The sequence below is a fragment of the Sulfitobacter sp. JL08 genome (assembly GCF_003352045.1).
Taxonomy (GTDB): domain Bacteria; phylum Pseudomonadota; class Alphaproteobacteria; order Rhodobacterales; family Rhodobacteraceae; genus JL08.
The window spans coordinates 4,096,728-4,112,674 of the sequence record NZ_CP025815.1 but is presented as its reverse complement, the minus strand read 5'-3'; the positions used below and the strand labels follow the sequence as shown (position 1 = coordinate 4,112,674).

Genomic DNA, 15,947 nt, shown 5'->3' with positions numbered 1-15,947 from the left:
GCACATCGGGTGCCGCCTCTCATACTTCGAATGGAGGACCGAACAATGACGAAATCAACTCAAATAGCGGCGCGCTTTGTGGCTGCAATATTCATGGCCGTGGTGGGGATGCAGGCGGCGGCCGAGGATTTCACGACCAGATCGGGGGGGCCTTCCGAGAAGCAGATGCTCGCGCGGTCGGGTGCGACGCCTGCTGAAGGTCTGGCCTTTGTGCGGCCGGTCCTGACCGGCGTCCTTTACCGTGCGGGTTTCAAAGGGGGCGACAAATCCCGAACCGGCCTGTCTTCGTCGCAGCGAACCCAACTGTGCGAGGCGGGCTTTTCCGGGGCTTACTATGCGGATTTTGGAAAGAACACGGACTACGGCACGACATCCTGCGGATCCGGCACGCTCGACTATCAGTCGGCGCGCTCTTCCCGCCCATCCGCCGTCATGAAGTCTGTTCATGACCGGATCACTGGGGGCGGCGGGCCGGTGCTGGTGCATTGCATGTGGGGCGTACATGCCTCTGGCGCGCTCTCGGCGATGGCGCTGGTGCAATTCTGCGGCTGGTCCGAGGCGCGGGCAAAGGCCTATTGGAACGAGGCCCGCAATGGTGCGCCCTGTTCTGGGGGCTGCGATGCCTGGATCAATAGCAAGTTCGACAAGTTCAAACTTGATCCGGCGCTAACGATCTCGGCCGCGCAGCAAGCAGCGGTGTGCCCGAAATGAACGCGATGATGAAACCTAGCCTTGCCTTGGCCCTTATCATGATTGCCGCTCCGGTTCTTGCGTCAGACGCCGTTCGCGGTACCGAGACAACCTTTGGCAGTCCGAACGGCATTACCGAGCGCTGTGTCCGGATTCCGCCTGTTCCGGGTGGTGTGTATGACAACGACGATCTCGAACAGGAAGCGGCCTATTGTGCGATTGATCTTTATGCCGCCGATACCGCCTTGTGCCCAAAGACCTGGAGTACCAGTCCGGGAACGATGGTTCACGACATCAGCGAAGGACCCTATGCCGGGAACCGAGTGGAGTTCGAGCGCAATGCCTGCAAGGAGGGCAAGTCCGCCGACCGCCTGGCGAAGGATACGCTGGCCAAGTTCAAGCCGACCATGAATGCCAAGGGGACCAGCGGCACGTTTTCGCCCTCTCCGCTGCTGTATTACCATTTCTCGCGCTATTTCGACATGACGGTCAAGGTGCCGGTCACGGTCTGGCGGTCGATTGACGCCAAAGCACATCTGGGCGATGTCGCGCGTTCGGGTCTATCCCTTTCCGGGGGAAAACACGGTGGACGCATGAACCATGCCGGGTGGGCAGCGTTGGTTGCCGCCGAGGAAAACCCCCGCAGCTATCAGCCGACCGATGACTTGTTTACAGCGGATCGCAGCCAGATATTCGGCGTGCTGACCAGCAGCCCGGGGCACCGCTACGGGTCCGAGATCAACGGGACGCGCGTCTCGGGATGGGGCAAGGGACAGAACGAGGATTTCCAGAAAACACCGCCGTTCCTTGCCCTGCGCTCGGATAAGGCGCTGGTGGAAGCGATCGAACATGGGCTGAGCGAGGGACGAAAGGACCGGCAGATCGCCAAGGATATGGGTGCGTCCGTAACGCCGCAACAAATGGTCTTCTGGATGACAGAGCTTACGGAAATCATCCTTTTGGATTTCATCTTCAGCCAGCAGGACCGCGTCGGAAATATCGATTTCACGCCCTACTACTATTGGCTTGAAGGTGGCAAGCTCAAGCACAAGAAGGCAAAGCACCACGAACCCGGCGACGGATCGGTACCTGCGGATGCCATCCTGCTGAGGCGCACCAATCTGAATGACAATGATGCCGGCGGGCGCGTGCAATATGCCAATTTTGCCAAGAGCACACAGATGCTTGAGAAGCTTCGTCACCTGAATGCGGCGACCTATCGAAAGCTGATCGCGTTGAACTCGGATTTCCAGGGCTATGGTCCAATCGCGCAATGGTTGGCAACGTCATTTGGGTTGAATGAGCGTGAAGTCGCTCAGGTTGTGACGAATACCGGACTGGCCACCGGAATCTTGCGCGGGAACTGCGAACAGGGGCGGTTGATCTTCGATCTCGAACCCAAGGAGTTTTTTGAAACCGGACGTGTTGAAGCAAAGGAAATCGCTTGTGATGGTAGTTAAGTCGCTTCTAAGCGCGATTTTACTGCTGTTCATTTCCGGGTCGGCCTTTGCCCAGTCTTTGCGGGTTGCGGTCATTTCCGACCTTAATGGCTCTTACGGATCGACAGACTACAATCCGCGCGTCAACGCCGCGGTCGAACGTATCATCAAGTTGGCTCCGGATCTGGTGATATCCACGGGCGACATGGTGGCAGGACAGCGCCGACCGATTCTAAGTGAAACACAGGTGAAGGCGATGTGGCAGGCGTTTCATGCCGGGGTCACCGACCCGCTGCGCAGTGCCGGCATCCCCCTGTTGGTCACACCCGGTAACCATGACGCCTCTGCCTATGGTGGCTTTGAAGGGGAACGCCGGATCTTTGCCGAACAATGGCGCGCAAGGAAACCGGCGGTCGATTACATTGATGACGCCGACTATCCGTTTTTCTACGCATTCCGGATGAAAAATGTCACATTCGTATCTTTGGATGCCACTGTCATCGGGCCACTGCAAGGCGGGCAATCCAAGCGGTTGCGCGCTCTTGCGGCGCGCGATGAGACGCTGATCGCTTTCAGTCATTTGCCGCTTTGGCCCTTCGCCATCGGGCGGGAAACAGAAATCATTGGTGACACGGGGCTCCAGGATATCTTCCGGTCCATTGATCTTGATCTGCACTTGTCGGGTCATCATCATGCGTTTTATCCTGGTTGGAAGGATGAAACGGTCTTTGTCAGTCAGGCTTGTCTGGGAGGTGGGCCGCGCCGATTGCTTGGCACAAGCACCCGAAGCGCACATGCGATCACGGTTCTGGAAATTTCCGCACAGGGTGAAATTGACATTACCGCTTATACGGGTGACGCGTTCTCTTTCCCGATTGACTGGACTAAATTGCCAACGCAGGTCGGCAGTGGTTCCTCCGCCTTGAAACGGCTTGATCTGGTGCCCTAGTCACACTGATACGCCACAGAGTCCGAAGCAGATCGGCGTTCAGTAAGACGTTTCCGAAAATTAATGATTGCTGCTTCGGTTAATGGATGACGGCTTCGCAATCCGGATAGCCAGACGAATCCGGTGGCGATACACATATCTCATATGAAACGATAATTTGTCGAAGGTAACTCGATTGTTGGAAACTGCTTTAGGATGTGTCCGCCTGAAACTCGTGGAGATTAGGGTTGCAACATCATGAGAAAGACTTCCGTTTCAGCAGTTGCGGCTCTCGTGGTGGCGACCGGACCATTGCTCGCGAAGGCAGAAAAGGACGAGGAAACCGTGGTCGGCGTTCAGGCGGTTCTAGGCTTCGAAGCGTTGACGCAAAACGAAAATTACTACCGGAAAAACCATAGACATTCGGACACTGCCGAGACGGCAGACTTCGAGCGTGGCCTAAGACCAGGACTACGATGCTGGGCACGACAAGCGTTCCAATCGTCTGTCTTACCGGCCGGCGTATACGGTGGCAAAACAAAGTGATCGTGATGCCACCGGTCTTAAAGAGTAACACGTCAACCTCGTCGTGTAGAATATCGTTTCTCGTGAACCCGCGTTGGTCAGTAGATGATTGGCGCGGGTTTTCAGAAGGTACGGCGGGTGACTTTTCAACCAGAAAGAGCAGGGCATTGTCATGAAATATCCGGGTACTCTTCGCCTTAAGACGCCATGTTGTAAGCCACCTATGCCGTCAGGTCTTGATCTTTTCAGCGGACTATCGGCCCGCAAAGGCATTCCTGGCTTCGGGCCATTTTACGTGTCCTTTCCCCTCCAGAAGGCTTTCGCCGCCTTGTTCTGCCTTATTACTCTGGCTATTTCGCCCGGTCCGGTTGCAGCAGATCAAGTAACACCAATCGCCTGTGTCACAGATCAGGCAGTTCCCGATGCAATTGCCGCCAAGCTCGATTCAACCCTTCTGACAGTGATCGACGGCGACGCGGAATCAGCAGAAGTAGTGGGATTTGCGCCAGGCTCTGAATTGTTCGTCCGGTCGCCAGACTGGACTTACCACCGTTCCGCCGGCACGGCAGATATCGCGACGAATGCACCTTTGGACTGTGGCCGGCCGTTTCAGATCGGCAGCAATTCGAAGATGATAACAGCGACCATTCTGATGCAGCTTGTCGAGGAAGGTGAACTTTCGCTTGACGATCTTCTTGCCGTGCATTTGCCAGAGGTCGCCGCCGCACTTCCTTTCGGCGACATGATTACGATCCGGCAACTGTCCAATCACACCTCGGGCATCTTCAGCTATACCGACAACGCCCCGAACGGTGTGCCGGGTATCATGGAGGGTGCGCTGTCCGATCAGGATCTTCTGGCCAGAAGCTATACACCTGAAGAGTTGATCCGCTTTGTGATCGACAACGGGGCGCCGAATTTCGAACCGGGTGCGCAGGGCCAGTGGTCATATAGCAATACCGGCTACATTCTGATCGGCATGATCCTTGAAAAGATCACCGGCAAGCCTTTGGGCGATCTGTTTCGCGACCGGATATTCGAACCGCTGGGGATGCAGAACAGCTTTCTTTGGAACGGGGTGCCGCAGCCAGAATTCAACTTGCCCCGCTCTTACTATCAGCCGCCTTTCGACTTGGATACGACCGACTGGAACATGTCACAGGCCTGGGCCGCAGGTGGTGTCATATCGACGGCTCAGGACATGGACCTGTTCATACGCGGCCTGATGGCGGGTAGGCTCTTTAACGATCCGGCGACGCTTTCGGCAATGTTGGAAGGTGTCCCGACCGATGGCGGTTTCATGACATATGGCATCGGGATCGGCGAAAAGCCCGGCGGCTTCTGGGGGCATGGTGGCCAGACCTTGGGCTATGAATCCGACATTGGCCTGTTTCGTGATCAGGATATATCGCTGGTAATCTGGACGAATTCGGCGCGCAACCTCGCAGCTCTGGGTTCTAGCCTTGTGTTTGGGGCCCTTGCCGAATCTGGGGCTCTGGAAAAGCGCGCCGATGCTGCCCAGTCTTTGACGGGAACCCGGTGGGTCTGGGCTTCGGCGACGGATGCCAGTGGACACACCACGACAGTCGAGGATCCGCAACGCTACGCGATCTTCTTTCAGGACGGCGGTGATCTGGCCGTAAAGGCAGATTGCAACCGTGTTTTGGGCAAATACGATCAAAAGGACGACGCATTGTCGATGGTGACCAAAGTGTCGACCAAGGCGCTTTGTGAGCCCGACTCGTTGGAAGACAAATTTCTGAAGGCGCTGCAAGAAACAACCGGATTCCAATGGAATGACAAAACCCTTGTCCTTGTTTTGGGGCAGAACGCTGGAACTATGGAGTTTGCACATGACACAACCAACTGATCTTTTCCTGACCATGCAATCGCGCCGGATTTCTTCTGGTTTCTTGCGATGGGTGGTGCTCGGCTTTTCTGCGCTTATCCTGCTTCTGGTTCTGACTGTTACCCGGGTGGCAGCGCAGGACGACATGCGCGAAGAGCAGGTCCGGTTCCCGGCAGGCGCGACAGGTGCAACGATCAAAGGGCAGATCACCGGCCGCGAATTCGTTGTTTACAAACTTGGCGCCGAAGCCGGACAGGTGATGAACATCAGCCTGACATCAAACAACACCGCGACCTATTTCAATGTTTACGCACCCGGCAGCGGCCCTGGTTATCGAGCGCTTGCGGTAGGCAGTCTCACCGGACCACTCATGCCGGACTTGAACCGGTTTTCGGGTGCTCTGCTGCTTTCAGGCGAATACTCGGTCTCGGTCTATCTGTACCGAAACGCCGCGCGAAACGGGGAGGTGTCGGATTACACGCTTGAAGTTTCGATCACAGGAGAGACGGGCGAGATCGTTCAGGGCGACTTTGCTGATGGGCTGCAGGGCGGGCCCGACTATTGGGCCGTGGAAACTGGCGGAGGCACCCTCAACATGCGCCAAGAGCCTTCCGAAGGCGCCGGAATTGTCACCCGCTTGGTCAATGGCACACCGCTGCGGAACCTTGGCTGCCGCATCGCCGAAGCGCGCAGATGGTGCCGCGTCGCGACGCTGTCTGATCCCGGTTTTGACGGATGGGTCGCGGGTGATTTCCTGATTGAAGGAAGCGGTGAAGGGGCAGCCACACAGCTTCCTGATCTGATCCCCGTTCCGGCAGGTAACGAAGACGTCTTGATTCCCGGCATCGACTATCACGCCACAGGACAGGTTCAATGCGTGCGCAACGCAGATGCCCCTGATCAAAGCTGCGATTTTGGAGTCAAAAGACAAGGCAATGGGACCGGAGCGGTAACGATCGAATGGCCAGAGGGCGGCAGCCGGACCATTTTCTTCCAAGGTGGTACTGCCGTATCCTACGATCAGTCGCAGGCAGACCAGGGACGCGGCATGACTGTCACGCGCGATGGCGACAACAGCATCGTTTTCGTCGGCGAGGAACGTTTTGTCATTCCTGACGCGGTCATCTGGGGCGGATGATCTTCGAAGCATCATACTGGCCGGATCAGCCAGAACAGCCCGAAACTAGTCAACTTTTATTCAAAAGGAAGGTAATCATGAAACAGAAAACAGCGAGGATTCTTGCATACGCTGTCGTTGCGCTTGGCGCTGGGCAGGCGGCGACCGCTGCTGACCAGTCGCAGATGATGAGCAATTGTAACAGCTATGCAGCGCATCATCTGCACATTTCCACAAGCGACATCGCATCCTTGTCTTACCAGGGTCAGAGGGTTGACGGCACCCACGCCGTTAATGGCAGCACGACCTCTGGCCAGACATTCCAATGCTCTTTCAATCGGGGCGGAACGCATGTCGTAAACTGGTACCATTCTGGCGGCATCAGTTCCGGCGGGGCAGTTGATGAATCTCAGATGTTGAGCTCCTGCAATACCTATGCTGCGCATCACCTGCATGTGTCGCCAAGCGAAATCGCCTCCCTTTCCTACGAAGGGCAAAGGGTCGACGGTACACATGCCGTCAACGGAAGTGCCGCCTCCGGTCAAACATTCCAATGTTCGTTTGATCGGACTGGTACTCGTGTCGTGCATTGGTATCACTCCGCTCCGACTGATTGTCCGGCAGATGTGTCCGAAGCCGACCGTTACCGCTATCCTGACTGTAACTGAGACCTGCATTACAACAGAGGAAGACTTGAACAATGAAAAGAACACAGCTTTCATTTTTAGTGGCTTTGGCCGCGGGGCCGGCGCTGGCACAGGAAGGCGCTGCGGAAGCGGTTGGTACGGGTCTGGGATTGGTGATCGGTCTTTTGATCATGATCGTTGTCGGTGCAGTTGTCGGCTGGCTTGCAGGCCTTATCGTTAAGGGCAGCGGACTGGGATTTTGGGGGGATGTCGTGGTGGGGATCGGTGGATCGATCCTGGCGGGGTTTCTGTTCCCAATGCTCGGCATCACGATCGGAACCGGTTTCCTGGCGACATTCGTTCCTGCGGTTATTGGTGCCGCGCTTCTTCTTCTGATCGTCCGAATGATCCGCCGGTCAACCTGATTTGAGGCGCATCAAGAAGAGACGCCCAAACCCTGTTTCTTGTTCGTGTTTGCGCATGGACATGAAAAACAACCTGAATCGTCAACAAACCAATGAAAGGAAATACAATGACGTTTAAACTGAAAGCTGTGGCGATCGCCGCTGCAACGCTCTCCCTTACGGCGTGTGTGGAAGACACCGGATCATCTGAGGCCGGCCGTCCAGCCGTGGGAAGCGAATATGATCTGAGTTCGTTTCAGGGCGCCAAGGCTGGGCAGGCCGAATTGGGCATCCAGAACCTTGGGTATGAGCTTATCCGGACCCAGGGCTTGACGCAGTACTGGTTCAACCGGTCGACAGGCGCTTGCGCCGAAATGACGGTTGGCGATGGCCGCTATCAGACTGTCAGAATGCTGCCTGCCGAAGACTGCTAAGCGAAAGGCCCTCTCTCACGGGGGAGGGGGCGATGTTCGTTTCAGACGAATGCGAAGTACTTCTGATTCAAGGTTGCAAACAGAGGAGAGCAGCCTTGACCCGAAGAGTCCTGACCGATGCGCATTGGACAATCATCGAACCGTATTGTCTTGGAAAACCCACTGACCCGGGACAAACTGGGCGCGATCCTCGCCTGTTTGTGGAAGCCGTCCTTTGGATCGTTCGAACTGGGGCACAATGGCGCGAGTTGCCGGACGAATTCGGCAAGTGGAACTCTGTGTTCAAGCGGTTCCGCAGGTGGGTTAAGGCAGATATTTTCTATCATATGTTCAGAGTATTAGCCTCAGACGCCGACCTCGAATACGCCATGATCGATGGCACCATCGTCAAGGTTCACCGCTCTGGCCAAGGCGCAAAAGGGGGACTCTTTGCCAGGCCATCGGGCGCTCTCGCGTGGGGATAACCACGAAGATATCCAAGTGGAATTTCTCACCATCTAACTGAATGGTTTCTCCGCCATACTGATACAGTTTAACCTTTATGAGGCGAGTGGGGCGCCCCTCGACTAGCTTGCTCGGTCTGAATATGGTGTTCGCTTTCGCTCGGACCCTGAAAAATAAGATATCCGGTGCAAGCCACATACGCGTGGCAAATCTATAGTCGTTCCCCGCACAGGCTGCTGAAGCTAGTTCGTATGTTTCGTCGGTTATCTCACGCCAAATTGCTCGCGCCTGATCTGGCGGCAAATCAAAAGTATTGACGTAGTAAGATGCAGCCATTCCGTACTCCGACGAAGCGATCTCAGCAGACTTTAGGCAAACACACCGAGGCGAATTCAGTGTTCGGATAACATTATTCTTGGAAAGGCACAGAACTCTCCCGGCACTATTCGGATTAAGCTTCACCATCAACTATTTGGAGTTGCCATCACTTTTCGCGTGGCAATACCCATTGCGGTTGTCGCGCGTCCAGGCAGCTCAGGTCAAGGTCAGCGCCTGGATCCTGGATAAAGGCGCCGGCAATCTGGCCCACACAGTCACCCGCGTAGCTCCAAACCTCATGCCCACTCTGCGGAACAAGGACGTAAGTGCTGTTCTCCAGTTCGCGGGCGGCACGCTTGCCCATGAAGACCGGCGTCCGCCTGTCGTATGCGCCTTGCAGGATCAGCGTCGGAACCGTGCTGCTCACCGGGTCTTTAACTTGGATGGGCGCAGCTGCCACAGGCCAGTTACGACAAAGGTCTGCCATCGTTTGCGATAATGCTAGGTTGCCCAATTGTGGAAATGCCAGATCGTTGTAGCTGTTGACGGCATCCTCGAAGCGCTCAAACGGGATGTCCTCGATGCAATGGATCGTGTTGAACAATGGCTGAGCGAGCCTGCCGGCAACGGATAGACGCTGTTTGGCCAATTCAAGCTTTGCCAATTCCGCGGGATCGCCAATACCCATCTCAGCCGCGAAGTCCGCCTGGATCTGTGCGACGTAAGGCGATTCAGCGATCGCCTCGGCGGTCAGCGTTGCCAGTTTTGCATTGAGTCGATCACCTGTTTCGCCGCTGAAGGTTTCCGCGACAACGGTCTGCATGGCTGCCAGTGGATCCGCTTCAACAAGGGAAAAATTGAGATAGACGATCAATTCCAAGCCTGAAACGCCGCCGAGGGCATCATAGGCATCGCCGATAAAGGCCTGCACCGGGTCGCTCCGGTCGAGGTCGCCTGCATAGTTTCGGGGGGGATCGTTGCCAACAATCCCATCGCGCAGCGCCAGATAGGTGTCCAAAAGACCCGCCTCCAGTTCGACGATCATGCTGGGCAGGTAAGCGGCCTGAGAGGCACCGACCATCATCATTTGCTTGGCCACATCACCCAAGGTGACCGACTCCCCACTGGCGATGAGCGGTTCGTCCTCAAGCCTGTTTAGCAAAGCAGACAGCCGCATGTCCAAATTGGGGTACGCTTGGCGACACCCGGCATCCGCCCGGCACTCCGCCAGCAGCTGCAGCATAAAGTCATGATCTTTGCGCGGAAACGCGGCGATCGTGTAGATCGAAGGCGGAAAGGCTGAATCCAGGACAACGGAACGCAGTGTGGGCGCGTCATCGTATGTGGGCAGTTCAGCCATGATCGTCATGGCCAGACGTGTGCCATAGGAGACGCCGTGGACCGTGAAACCCTCGTAGTCCAACGCCTTGAGGAGTTCCACGATGTCGCGAGCACCGGCAGCGGTCGTGAATTGACTAAGATCGAGCCCCTGTGCGGTAAACTGCGCCCAGCAGATCTCGTTCAGAACCGGGATATCTAGCTCTTCCAGCTTCGGCGTGGTTGAACCTGCCGCCAACGGGTTGAAGGACGCTGCTTGCAAGGCTTCGATCTGGGCCGGCGGCGCATCATTCTGCAGCGCCAAGACCAGGCACTCTTCATAGCCCAGGCGCTGGCTGAAGCCCGTTCCGCGCTGATCCATGCGAATGATGTCGTGGTTTTCCCGCAGACGCTGATAGCCATCAATGGGTTTGGTCAGTGAACTCTGGCCGGGACCGCCGGCCAGAAAGATCAGGGCATTGGACGCAGGATCTTCGCCAGCCGCCTTGACCGTGACAAAAGCCAGGTCGAGATATGGGCCGTCCGGCTCGCCCCAGTACTGCGGCACGGTGAAGACGCCGCAGTAGTAGTCCTCGCCCTCCACCGCGTTGATACCCGGCGACTGTGTTGGTTCGCAGGCTTCAATATGGATACCGGCTACTCGACCGGATAGACGTGGAGGGGAGATGACCCTTGCCAGCCGATCGACCTGTAAATCCAATTGTGAGGCAAATGCTTTATGCGTCTCGCCCTGATAGGAAGCGATCAGCATGACAAGCACTATCAAGAGAAACGACGTTATTCTGTTCACAGAAGTTTGCACCTTAGAGGATAGTAATTGAACCTTCATTTTCTTGGTATCGGGCCCGCTGTCGTCGGGAGGGCGGTAAGGTTTGCGCCCCCTGCGCCACTTCCAGTCGAATTCGCCAAGCTTGGTGGGGCTTCTCCAGCCAGTGCTGAGTCGATCCGTCGTGCAAGTTCCGCATAATGGCCCGAAACTGCAGGATCGTCGCTATCCCCTGAGGCCGCGCGCAGTCTCGTAGCAAGCTGCGGCAGCCTTGCACGCGCCCAGGCTGGAAAGGCCGTCTCTGCTCCAGTCGATGCGGTGACATTCAAGGCGTCTGGGTCGGAGCTCAATAATCCTGCAAGAAGTGTCAGAACTCCGCGCGGGGCTGGGGGAGCGACAATAATTTCCCAGGCAGACTGAATGAAGGCGCTCTGCATCGCGCGTCGACGCGGATCAGTTTCGCCGAGGTCGCTGAATAGCACTGCAAGCATGTCATCACCAAGGTCGACGGGCCCATACGCATCCGCGTCGCGCCTCTGCTGCTCGTCGAGCGCCCCGAGCAGCTTCCCATTGAGCAAGAGAATAACAGCTTGTGAGGCGGCACCATCTAGAGTCAGGCGAGCGCCGGCTGGTTCCAACCGGTCGATAAGGCTGGGCATCTCGAACATACTAAGAGTGTCAGGCGCCTCCTCAAGTACGAAGCGGACGGATCTGCGTTGTTCGGGTGCTGGCACAGGACGATAACGCTCAACGTTCGCGGGTTCGTCGTAGACGCCGCCAACATTGGTCAGAACACTCTGAACGAAAGACAGATAAGTGCTCAAAGCCTGATCGTAAGCCGAGCGAATTATGTCTTCGTCGCCGCCTGCTGCGGAGGGGAGATTAGAGAGTGCCTCCCTCAATCGTATTGCGACGAGCCGCGTTGCCTCCACCCTGTCGTCCGCCGTATTCTCTCTTTGCAGACGCGGGTCACTGCCTTGCCGAGACTCCGATGGCATCTCGGCGGCTGCCCATCGAAGTGTTCTGTCCGACTTCGATCGCTCGATCAATGACGCGAGGCTGGTTTCGGTCGCCTCGGCACCTCCAAAATCGCGATAACCGTATTCGATAGCCAGGCGGTCATATGCCGAGATTTGGGGGTAGAAGTCTTCGACGCCATCCCCCGGTTGTGCCGCCTGGTTAAAGCGCCCATATGCCATTATGGACCCATTCGGGCCGTTCTCAGCCATGAAGGCGGGGTCTCGTTGCTGGGCGATGCTCCATACCGTCGAAGCAATGTGATTGTGGCGTAGGCCCAGTGTGTGCCCAACCTCGTGCGCCACCACGTAACGCATCAATTCGCCTTGTTTCTCGGGTGAGAGAGGCAGGGTGTTCGCCTCTGGGTCTACGGCGTTGTGCAGAAGATAGTAATAGGTTTCGAAGTATGGGATCACCTTGGGCCAGACAAGGATGTGGGCTGACAGGATTTCACCCGAACGGGGATCGTAGAGAACCGGTCCCATGGCATTTGCCATTTCCTGGGGGAGCCAGCGCACGACGTTGATGCGCGCATCTTCGGCCGACCAGTCGGGGTCTTCTTCAGGCGTCGGCGCGTCGCGTGCAACGATTGCGTTCGAAAAGTCCGCCGCCTCGAAAGCGACGTTCCACATTTCGATACCCTCGCGGATATAGGGCCGCCATCGATCGGGAACCCCCTGACCGATGTAGTAAACAAGCGGCTCGACCGGGTCGGTCGGCCCGGTCGCATCGGGGTCGGCTTTCTCGAGCCTGTGGCGCAGAATGTAGGTGACATCGCGCACCGGCGCATCGTTGCCGTACTCGACAAACGAGGTATTGAAATGCCCCATTAGCGGGTCAGCCTCTCGTGGGGTCATAAGCTCTTCGGGAAGGATGACAAGCCAATGACCGACGATCATCGACTTTGCACCTTTGGGCGTGGGAAAGGTCAGATGCGAACGGATGGAGATATTCTCTGGAAAGGACCGCGCACGGTCTATCCATGATCGCGCGGGGTCGGCGGCTGCGGCACCGATGGCCGAGCCTGCCGTCAGAGGACCGCCAATGTCAGTCGAGAACACGTCCGTCACATCGAGAAGTAGCTCACCCTCAGGCCCTTCGGCCGTGATAGGAAGGCCGAACAGGACAGGACCCAGCGTTACGCTTCCGACAGCGATCTGAATCGGTGCCAGTTTGGCGTCGAGATGGTGATCGCTGTCAGCTACCGCCGCGCGACGTACATTGTGGCCAGCGAGGTCTCTTACGAAAACTTGGTTGCCCCTTCGTTCAAGCCTGACAATGGTCTCCCCGATCGCGTTACCAGAGTAGCTAATGACCCCTGCAGGTAGGCTAACAGCCTCTGCATACCACATGAAGACGCGGTCGAGCAGGATCGGCGGTATTAAGATAAGCGTTCTGCCGTCCTTTTCCCAAAGTTGCGCCGGGCCCTCGCCTAACTGCGTCGCTCCGTCGAGGGCGGCCTTATAGGGATCAGTTTCGGCTTCTGCAGTTTCATCAGTCTTGGTTTCTGAAGTCTTCACAGAAGAATTCTCCACAGAATTGGACGCATTGGTGGCTTGACTTGCATCCTGCCCAATGGCGGCGCTAGCAGCAAAAAGTACGAGCACCATTATCACATTGAAGGTCATCTTAACGAGGATTCCACCTACGAACCGCCCGCCCAAGCCGATCAGATCTTTGCCCAACTGATCCTCCTATTCATAGACGTCCTATTTTTTCCTGTGACGCCAAGCAGATCACGGTTGCTATCTGTTGGCGAGCCAACCGTCGTTATAGACACGTGCGAAATACGGTTCGAACCTGGAATCGTATCCCCCGTGCCGCTCGTAGGCCATACTCATTCCCACGCCTGTGTCGTTGGCGCCGAGACGATAGCCATCCTGATAATACTCACACTCGTTACCGCCCAATCCAGATGGACAAGCGCTGCTCGAGCCGCTCGAGGTTGTTTCAACGCAGCCCGACAAGACCAAAGCGGTTGCAAGGGTTGCTACACGCAAAAAAAATCGATTTCGTTCTCATTGCGTCCTCCATTTATCCTGCCATTTCCCCATTTTCAGTGTTCAGCCATCGAGAGACGAGTTTGAGTGCTGCCGGCATGGCAATGTTATCAGCGATAGTGTCGCCAACAGGCTTCGTAGCCCTGCTTGAAATAGGGTTCAAAGCGGGTGTCGTACATGTTTGAGTGACGCTCATAGGCCATGCTCATGCCCATCTTGGCGTCGCCGGCACCCTCGTGGCATCCGTCATCATAGTAAGCACGTTCGTTTGACCCAACTTCGGGCGCGCCACTATGGGAATGCCGTCCCCGGTTCTGAACATCCGCGATCGCGTTTTCGTAGCCGATGTTGTAACCTTCATTATAACAATCGCCTCGAGATGGCCTAGTTTTAACCAAGGCATGGAAATGGCGATTGTGCCGCGTTGGGTCATAGTCCCGTTGGCGCGCGCCATCGGCGCCCCCATCCCTTACGCCAGTTTCATAAGCGTGTTGCCACTTCAGTGGACATTCTGAGGCTTGAGCCGCACCCGTCATGCCCATCACTGTTGAGACTGCTATCAAGATCGTTCTACCAGACACCGCCCTTTTTACAGATATCAATGGTCCCCTCCCATCTGATTATATTAAACAAACATTTACACTAAGAAGCCATTTGCGCCAGCGTTGCCAACCATGGAAGCACATTGAACATCAGGATGGTTTCTTGCTTTGTCGAATTGTCGGGACTTTGGTTTCCGGGGGCAATGCCAAACAGGCTCTCAATCCGACGCTATATTGGCTATTATTGGCGTCAAATAGCGTCGATTTTTCGTTGTGGTCTGCGGCTAGTCTGCTGTATGGTGCTTGCTCCGGTAATTTGCCTGGTCGAGCACAGAGGCAGAAATGGCACTTGATGACTTCGCGATCAACCTTCGATTGCTATGCAGCTACGGTCGTTCGGTTTCGGATATCTGTCGCCGGATCGGGATCAATCGTCAGCAGTTCAATCGCTATCTCGCCGGCACGACCAAGCCGTCGCTGCACACAGTCCGGCGGCTGTGCGACTTCTTCGGAATCGAAGATCACGAGCTCTTTCTGAATCACGACGAGTTCTCGGAAATAATTAGACTGAAGTCGCCACGCATCGATCAACCGAGGAATCCACTCCACGGCTTTGTTGAAAGACTCTGCAAACCGCCTGACACGGGCCTGAAGGACTGGAAAAAGTATCTCGGGTACTACTACTTCTATTTCATTCCGGAGCGCACATCAGGAATGGTCTATCGAAGTCTAACAAACCTCTATCAGGAAGGTGACTTCATCCTGTCTCGCCAGATCGAACGCTACCCGGACAGCGAGTTCAATTTACCCCGCGTCATTAGGCACGAAGGTATCGTCTATCCGGCCGCCGGCCGTCTAGTCATATCGGAACGCCAGGAAGAACCAGGTTCGTCGGCTTGGCATTCAGTCTACTACAAGTCGGATCTCAACCCGATCACCTTCCTCTCCGGGCTTACCCTTGGGGTTAATCCGGACAACGCGCATGAGATTGTCTGTTTCAGATCGGTGCTGGAGTACCTCGGCAAGGACATCAACGTACGGGATGTGATGCGAAATTGTGGCAACTTCGACCCGGAATCGGCGGAAATCAGTGATTACGTCCGGTACTGCATCAAAAACGATCTCTCTGATAACTCACCGGCAATGATGCCGCGATTCTGACGCACCCGCCCCGATCGCCATACATCGAACTGAACTACTCCCTATCTCTTGGACAGGATCTGGCGTACGTTCAGCTACTCGTTGCACCTGCTGATCGGATTGACTGATTTGGGCGGACTTCAAAATGATTTAAGCCTGTCATTCGCCGCAAACTGCACCGATGGATGCCACAGTCAGAGTATGCGCATGTCGAAGGCATAGCCCGCTAAGATCCGACGATTCAAAGTCTGTCAGTCATACACTTTAAGTGACAAGGTTTTAGCGTTGTCATTAGCAGTAACAGTTACATAGATTGCAAGGTCAACGCCGGGCTCAATGCGGTCATCTGGCTGTTTTACTCAGATGACTG

The 15,947-nt window shown here is 55.9% G+C and carries 12 protein-coding genes and 1 pseudogene; 10 read left to right on the top strand and 3 right to left on the bottom strand.

Annotation, left to right across the window (positions count from 1 at the left end; all coding sequences use genetic code 11):
* The first annotated feature begins 45 nt into the window (after window positions 1-45).
* From C1J05_RS20180 to C1J05_RS20135, 9 genes and pseudogenes are all read left to right on the top strand, one after another.
* Complete coding sequence (locus C1J05_RS20180) at window positions 46-711, top strand: hypothetical protein (RefSeq protein ID WP_162798163.1); 666 nt, start codon at window positions 46-48, stop codon at window positions 709-711.
* A 260-nt stretch (window positions 712-971) separates the two neighbouring features.
* Window positions 972-2,150, top strand: a complete 1,179-nt coding sequence (locus tag C1J05_RS20175; RefSeq protein WP_205389004.1) for a hypothetical protein — start codon at window positions 972-974, stop codon at window positions 2,148-2,150.
* Window positions 2,140-3,078, top strand: a complete 939-nt coding sequence (locus C1J05_RS20170; RefSeq protein WP_114871827.1) for a metallophosphoesterase family protein — start codon at window positions 2,140-2,142, stop codon at window positions 3,076-3,078. The genes C1J05_RS20175 and C1J05_RS20170 overlap by 11 nt, the downstream gene beginning before the upstream one ends.
* A gap of 676 nt (window positions 3,079-3,754) precedes the next feature.
* Window positions 3,755-5,452 carry a serine hydrolase gene (locus C1J05_RS20160; RefSeq protein ID WP_114871825.1) on the top strand — a complete coding sequence of 566 codons (1,698 nt, stop codon included), beginning with the start codon at window positions 3,755-3,757 and terminating at the stop codon, window positions 5,450-5,452.
* Window positions 5,436-6,569, top strand: a complete 1,134-nt coding sequence (locus C1J05_RS20155; protein WP_162798159.1) for an SH3 domain-containing protein — start codon at window positions 5,436-5,438, stop codon at window positions 6,567-6,569. The genes C1J05_RS20160 and C1J05_RS20155 overlap by 17 nt, the downstream gene beginning before the upstream one ends.
* Window positions 6,570-6,646: 77 nt before the next feature.
* Entirely contained in the window at window positions 6,647-7,216 is a 570-nt protein-coding gene (locus tag C1J05_RS20150) for a hypothetical protein (RefSeq protein ID WP_162798158.1), read from the top strand.
* Window positions 7,217-7,248: 32 nt separating this feature from the next.
* The gene (locus tag C1J05_RS20145) at window positions 7,249-7,599 is read left to right on the top strand and encodes a GlsB/YeaQ/YmgE family stress response membrane protein (RefSeq protein WP_162798157.1); all 351 of its coding nucleotides are present in this window, start codon (window positions 7,249-7,251) and stop codon (window positions 7,597-7,599) included.
* A gap of 107 nt (window positions 7,600-7,706) precedes the next feature.
* Complete coding sequence (locus C1J05_RS20140; protein WP_114872480.1) at window positions 7,707-8,012, top strand: hypothetical protein; 306 nt, start codon at window positions 7,707-7,709, stop codon at window positions 8,010-8,012.
* A gap of 95 nt (window positions 8,013-8,107) precedes the next feature.
* Window positions 8,108-8,487: pseudogene (locus C1J05_RS20135) on the top strand (IS5 family transposase); the annotation flags it as partial.
* A 453-nt stretch (window positions 8,488-8,940) separates the two neighbouring features.
* Here C1J05_RS20135 and C1J05_RS20130 read toward each other — a convergent pair.
* The 3 genes from C1J05_RS20130 to C1J05_RS21625 all read right to left on the bottom strand — a co-directional run bounded on the left by C1J05_RS20130 (window position 8,941) and on the right by C1J05_RS21625 (window position 14,440).
* Complete coding sequence (locus C1J05_RS20130) at window positions 8,941-10,902, bottom strand: alpha/beta hydrolase (RefSeq protein ID WP_162798155.1); 1,962 nt, start codon at window positions 10,900-10,902, stop codon at window positions 8,941-8,943.
* Window positions 10,903-10,937: 35 nt separating this feature from the next.
* Window positions 10,938-13,580, bottom strand: a complete 2,643-nt coding sequence (locus tag C1J05_RS20125; protein WP_162798154.1) for a zinc-dependent metalloprotease — start codon at window positions 13,578-13,580, stop codon at window positions 10,938-10,940.
* Window positions 13,581-14,005: 425 nt separating this feature from the next.
* On the bottom strand, window positions 14,006-14,440 hold the full coding sequence (locus C1J05_RS21625; protein WP_205389003.1) for a hypothetical protein: 435 nt from the start codon (window positions 14,438-14,440) through the stop codon (window positions 14,006-14,008).
* Window positions 14,441-14,779: 339 nt separating this feature from the next.
* Here C1J05_RS21625 and C1J05_RS20115 point away from each other — a divergent pair, with 339 nt between their 5' ends.
* On the top strand, window positions 14,780-15,598 hold the full coding sequence (locus tag C1J05_RS20115; RefSeq protein ID WP_114871818.1) for a helix-turn-helix domain-containing protein: 819 nt from the start codon (window positions 14,780-14,782) through the stop codon (window positions 15,596-15,598).
* Window positions 15,599-15,947 lie beyond the last annotated feature (349 nt).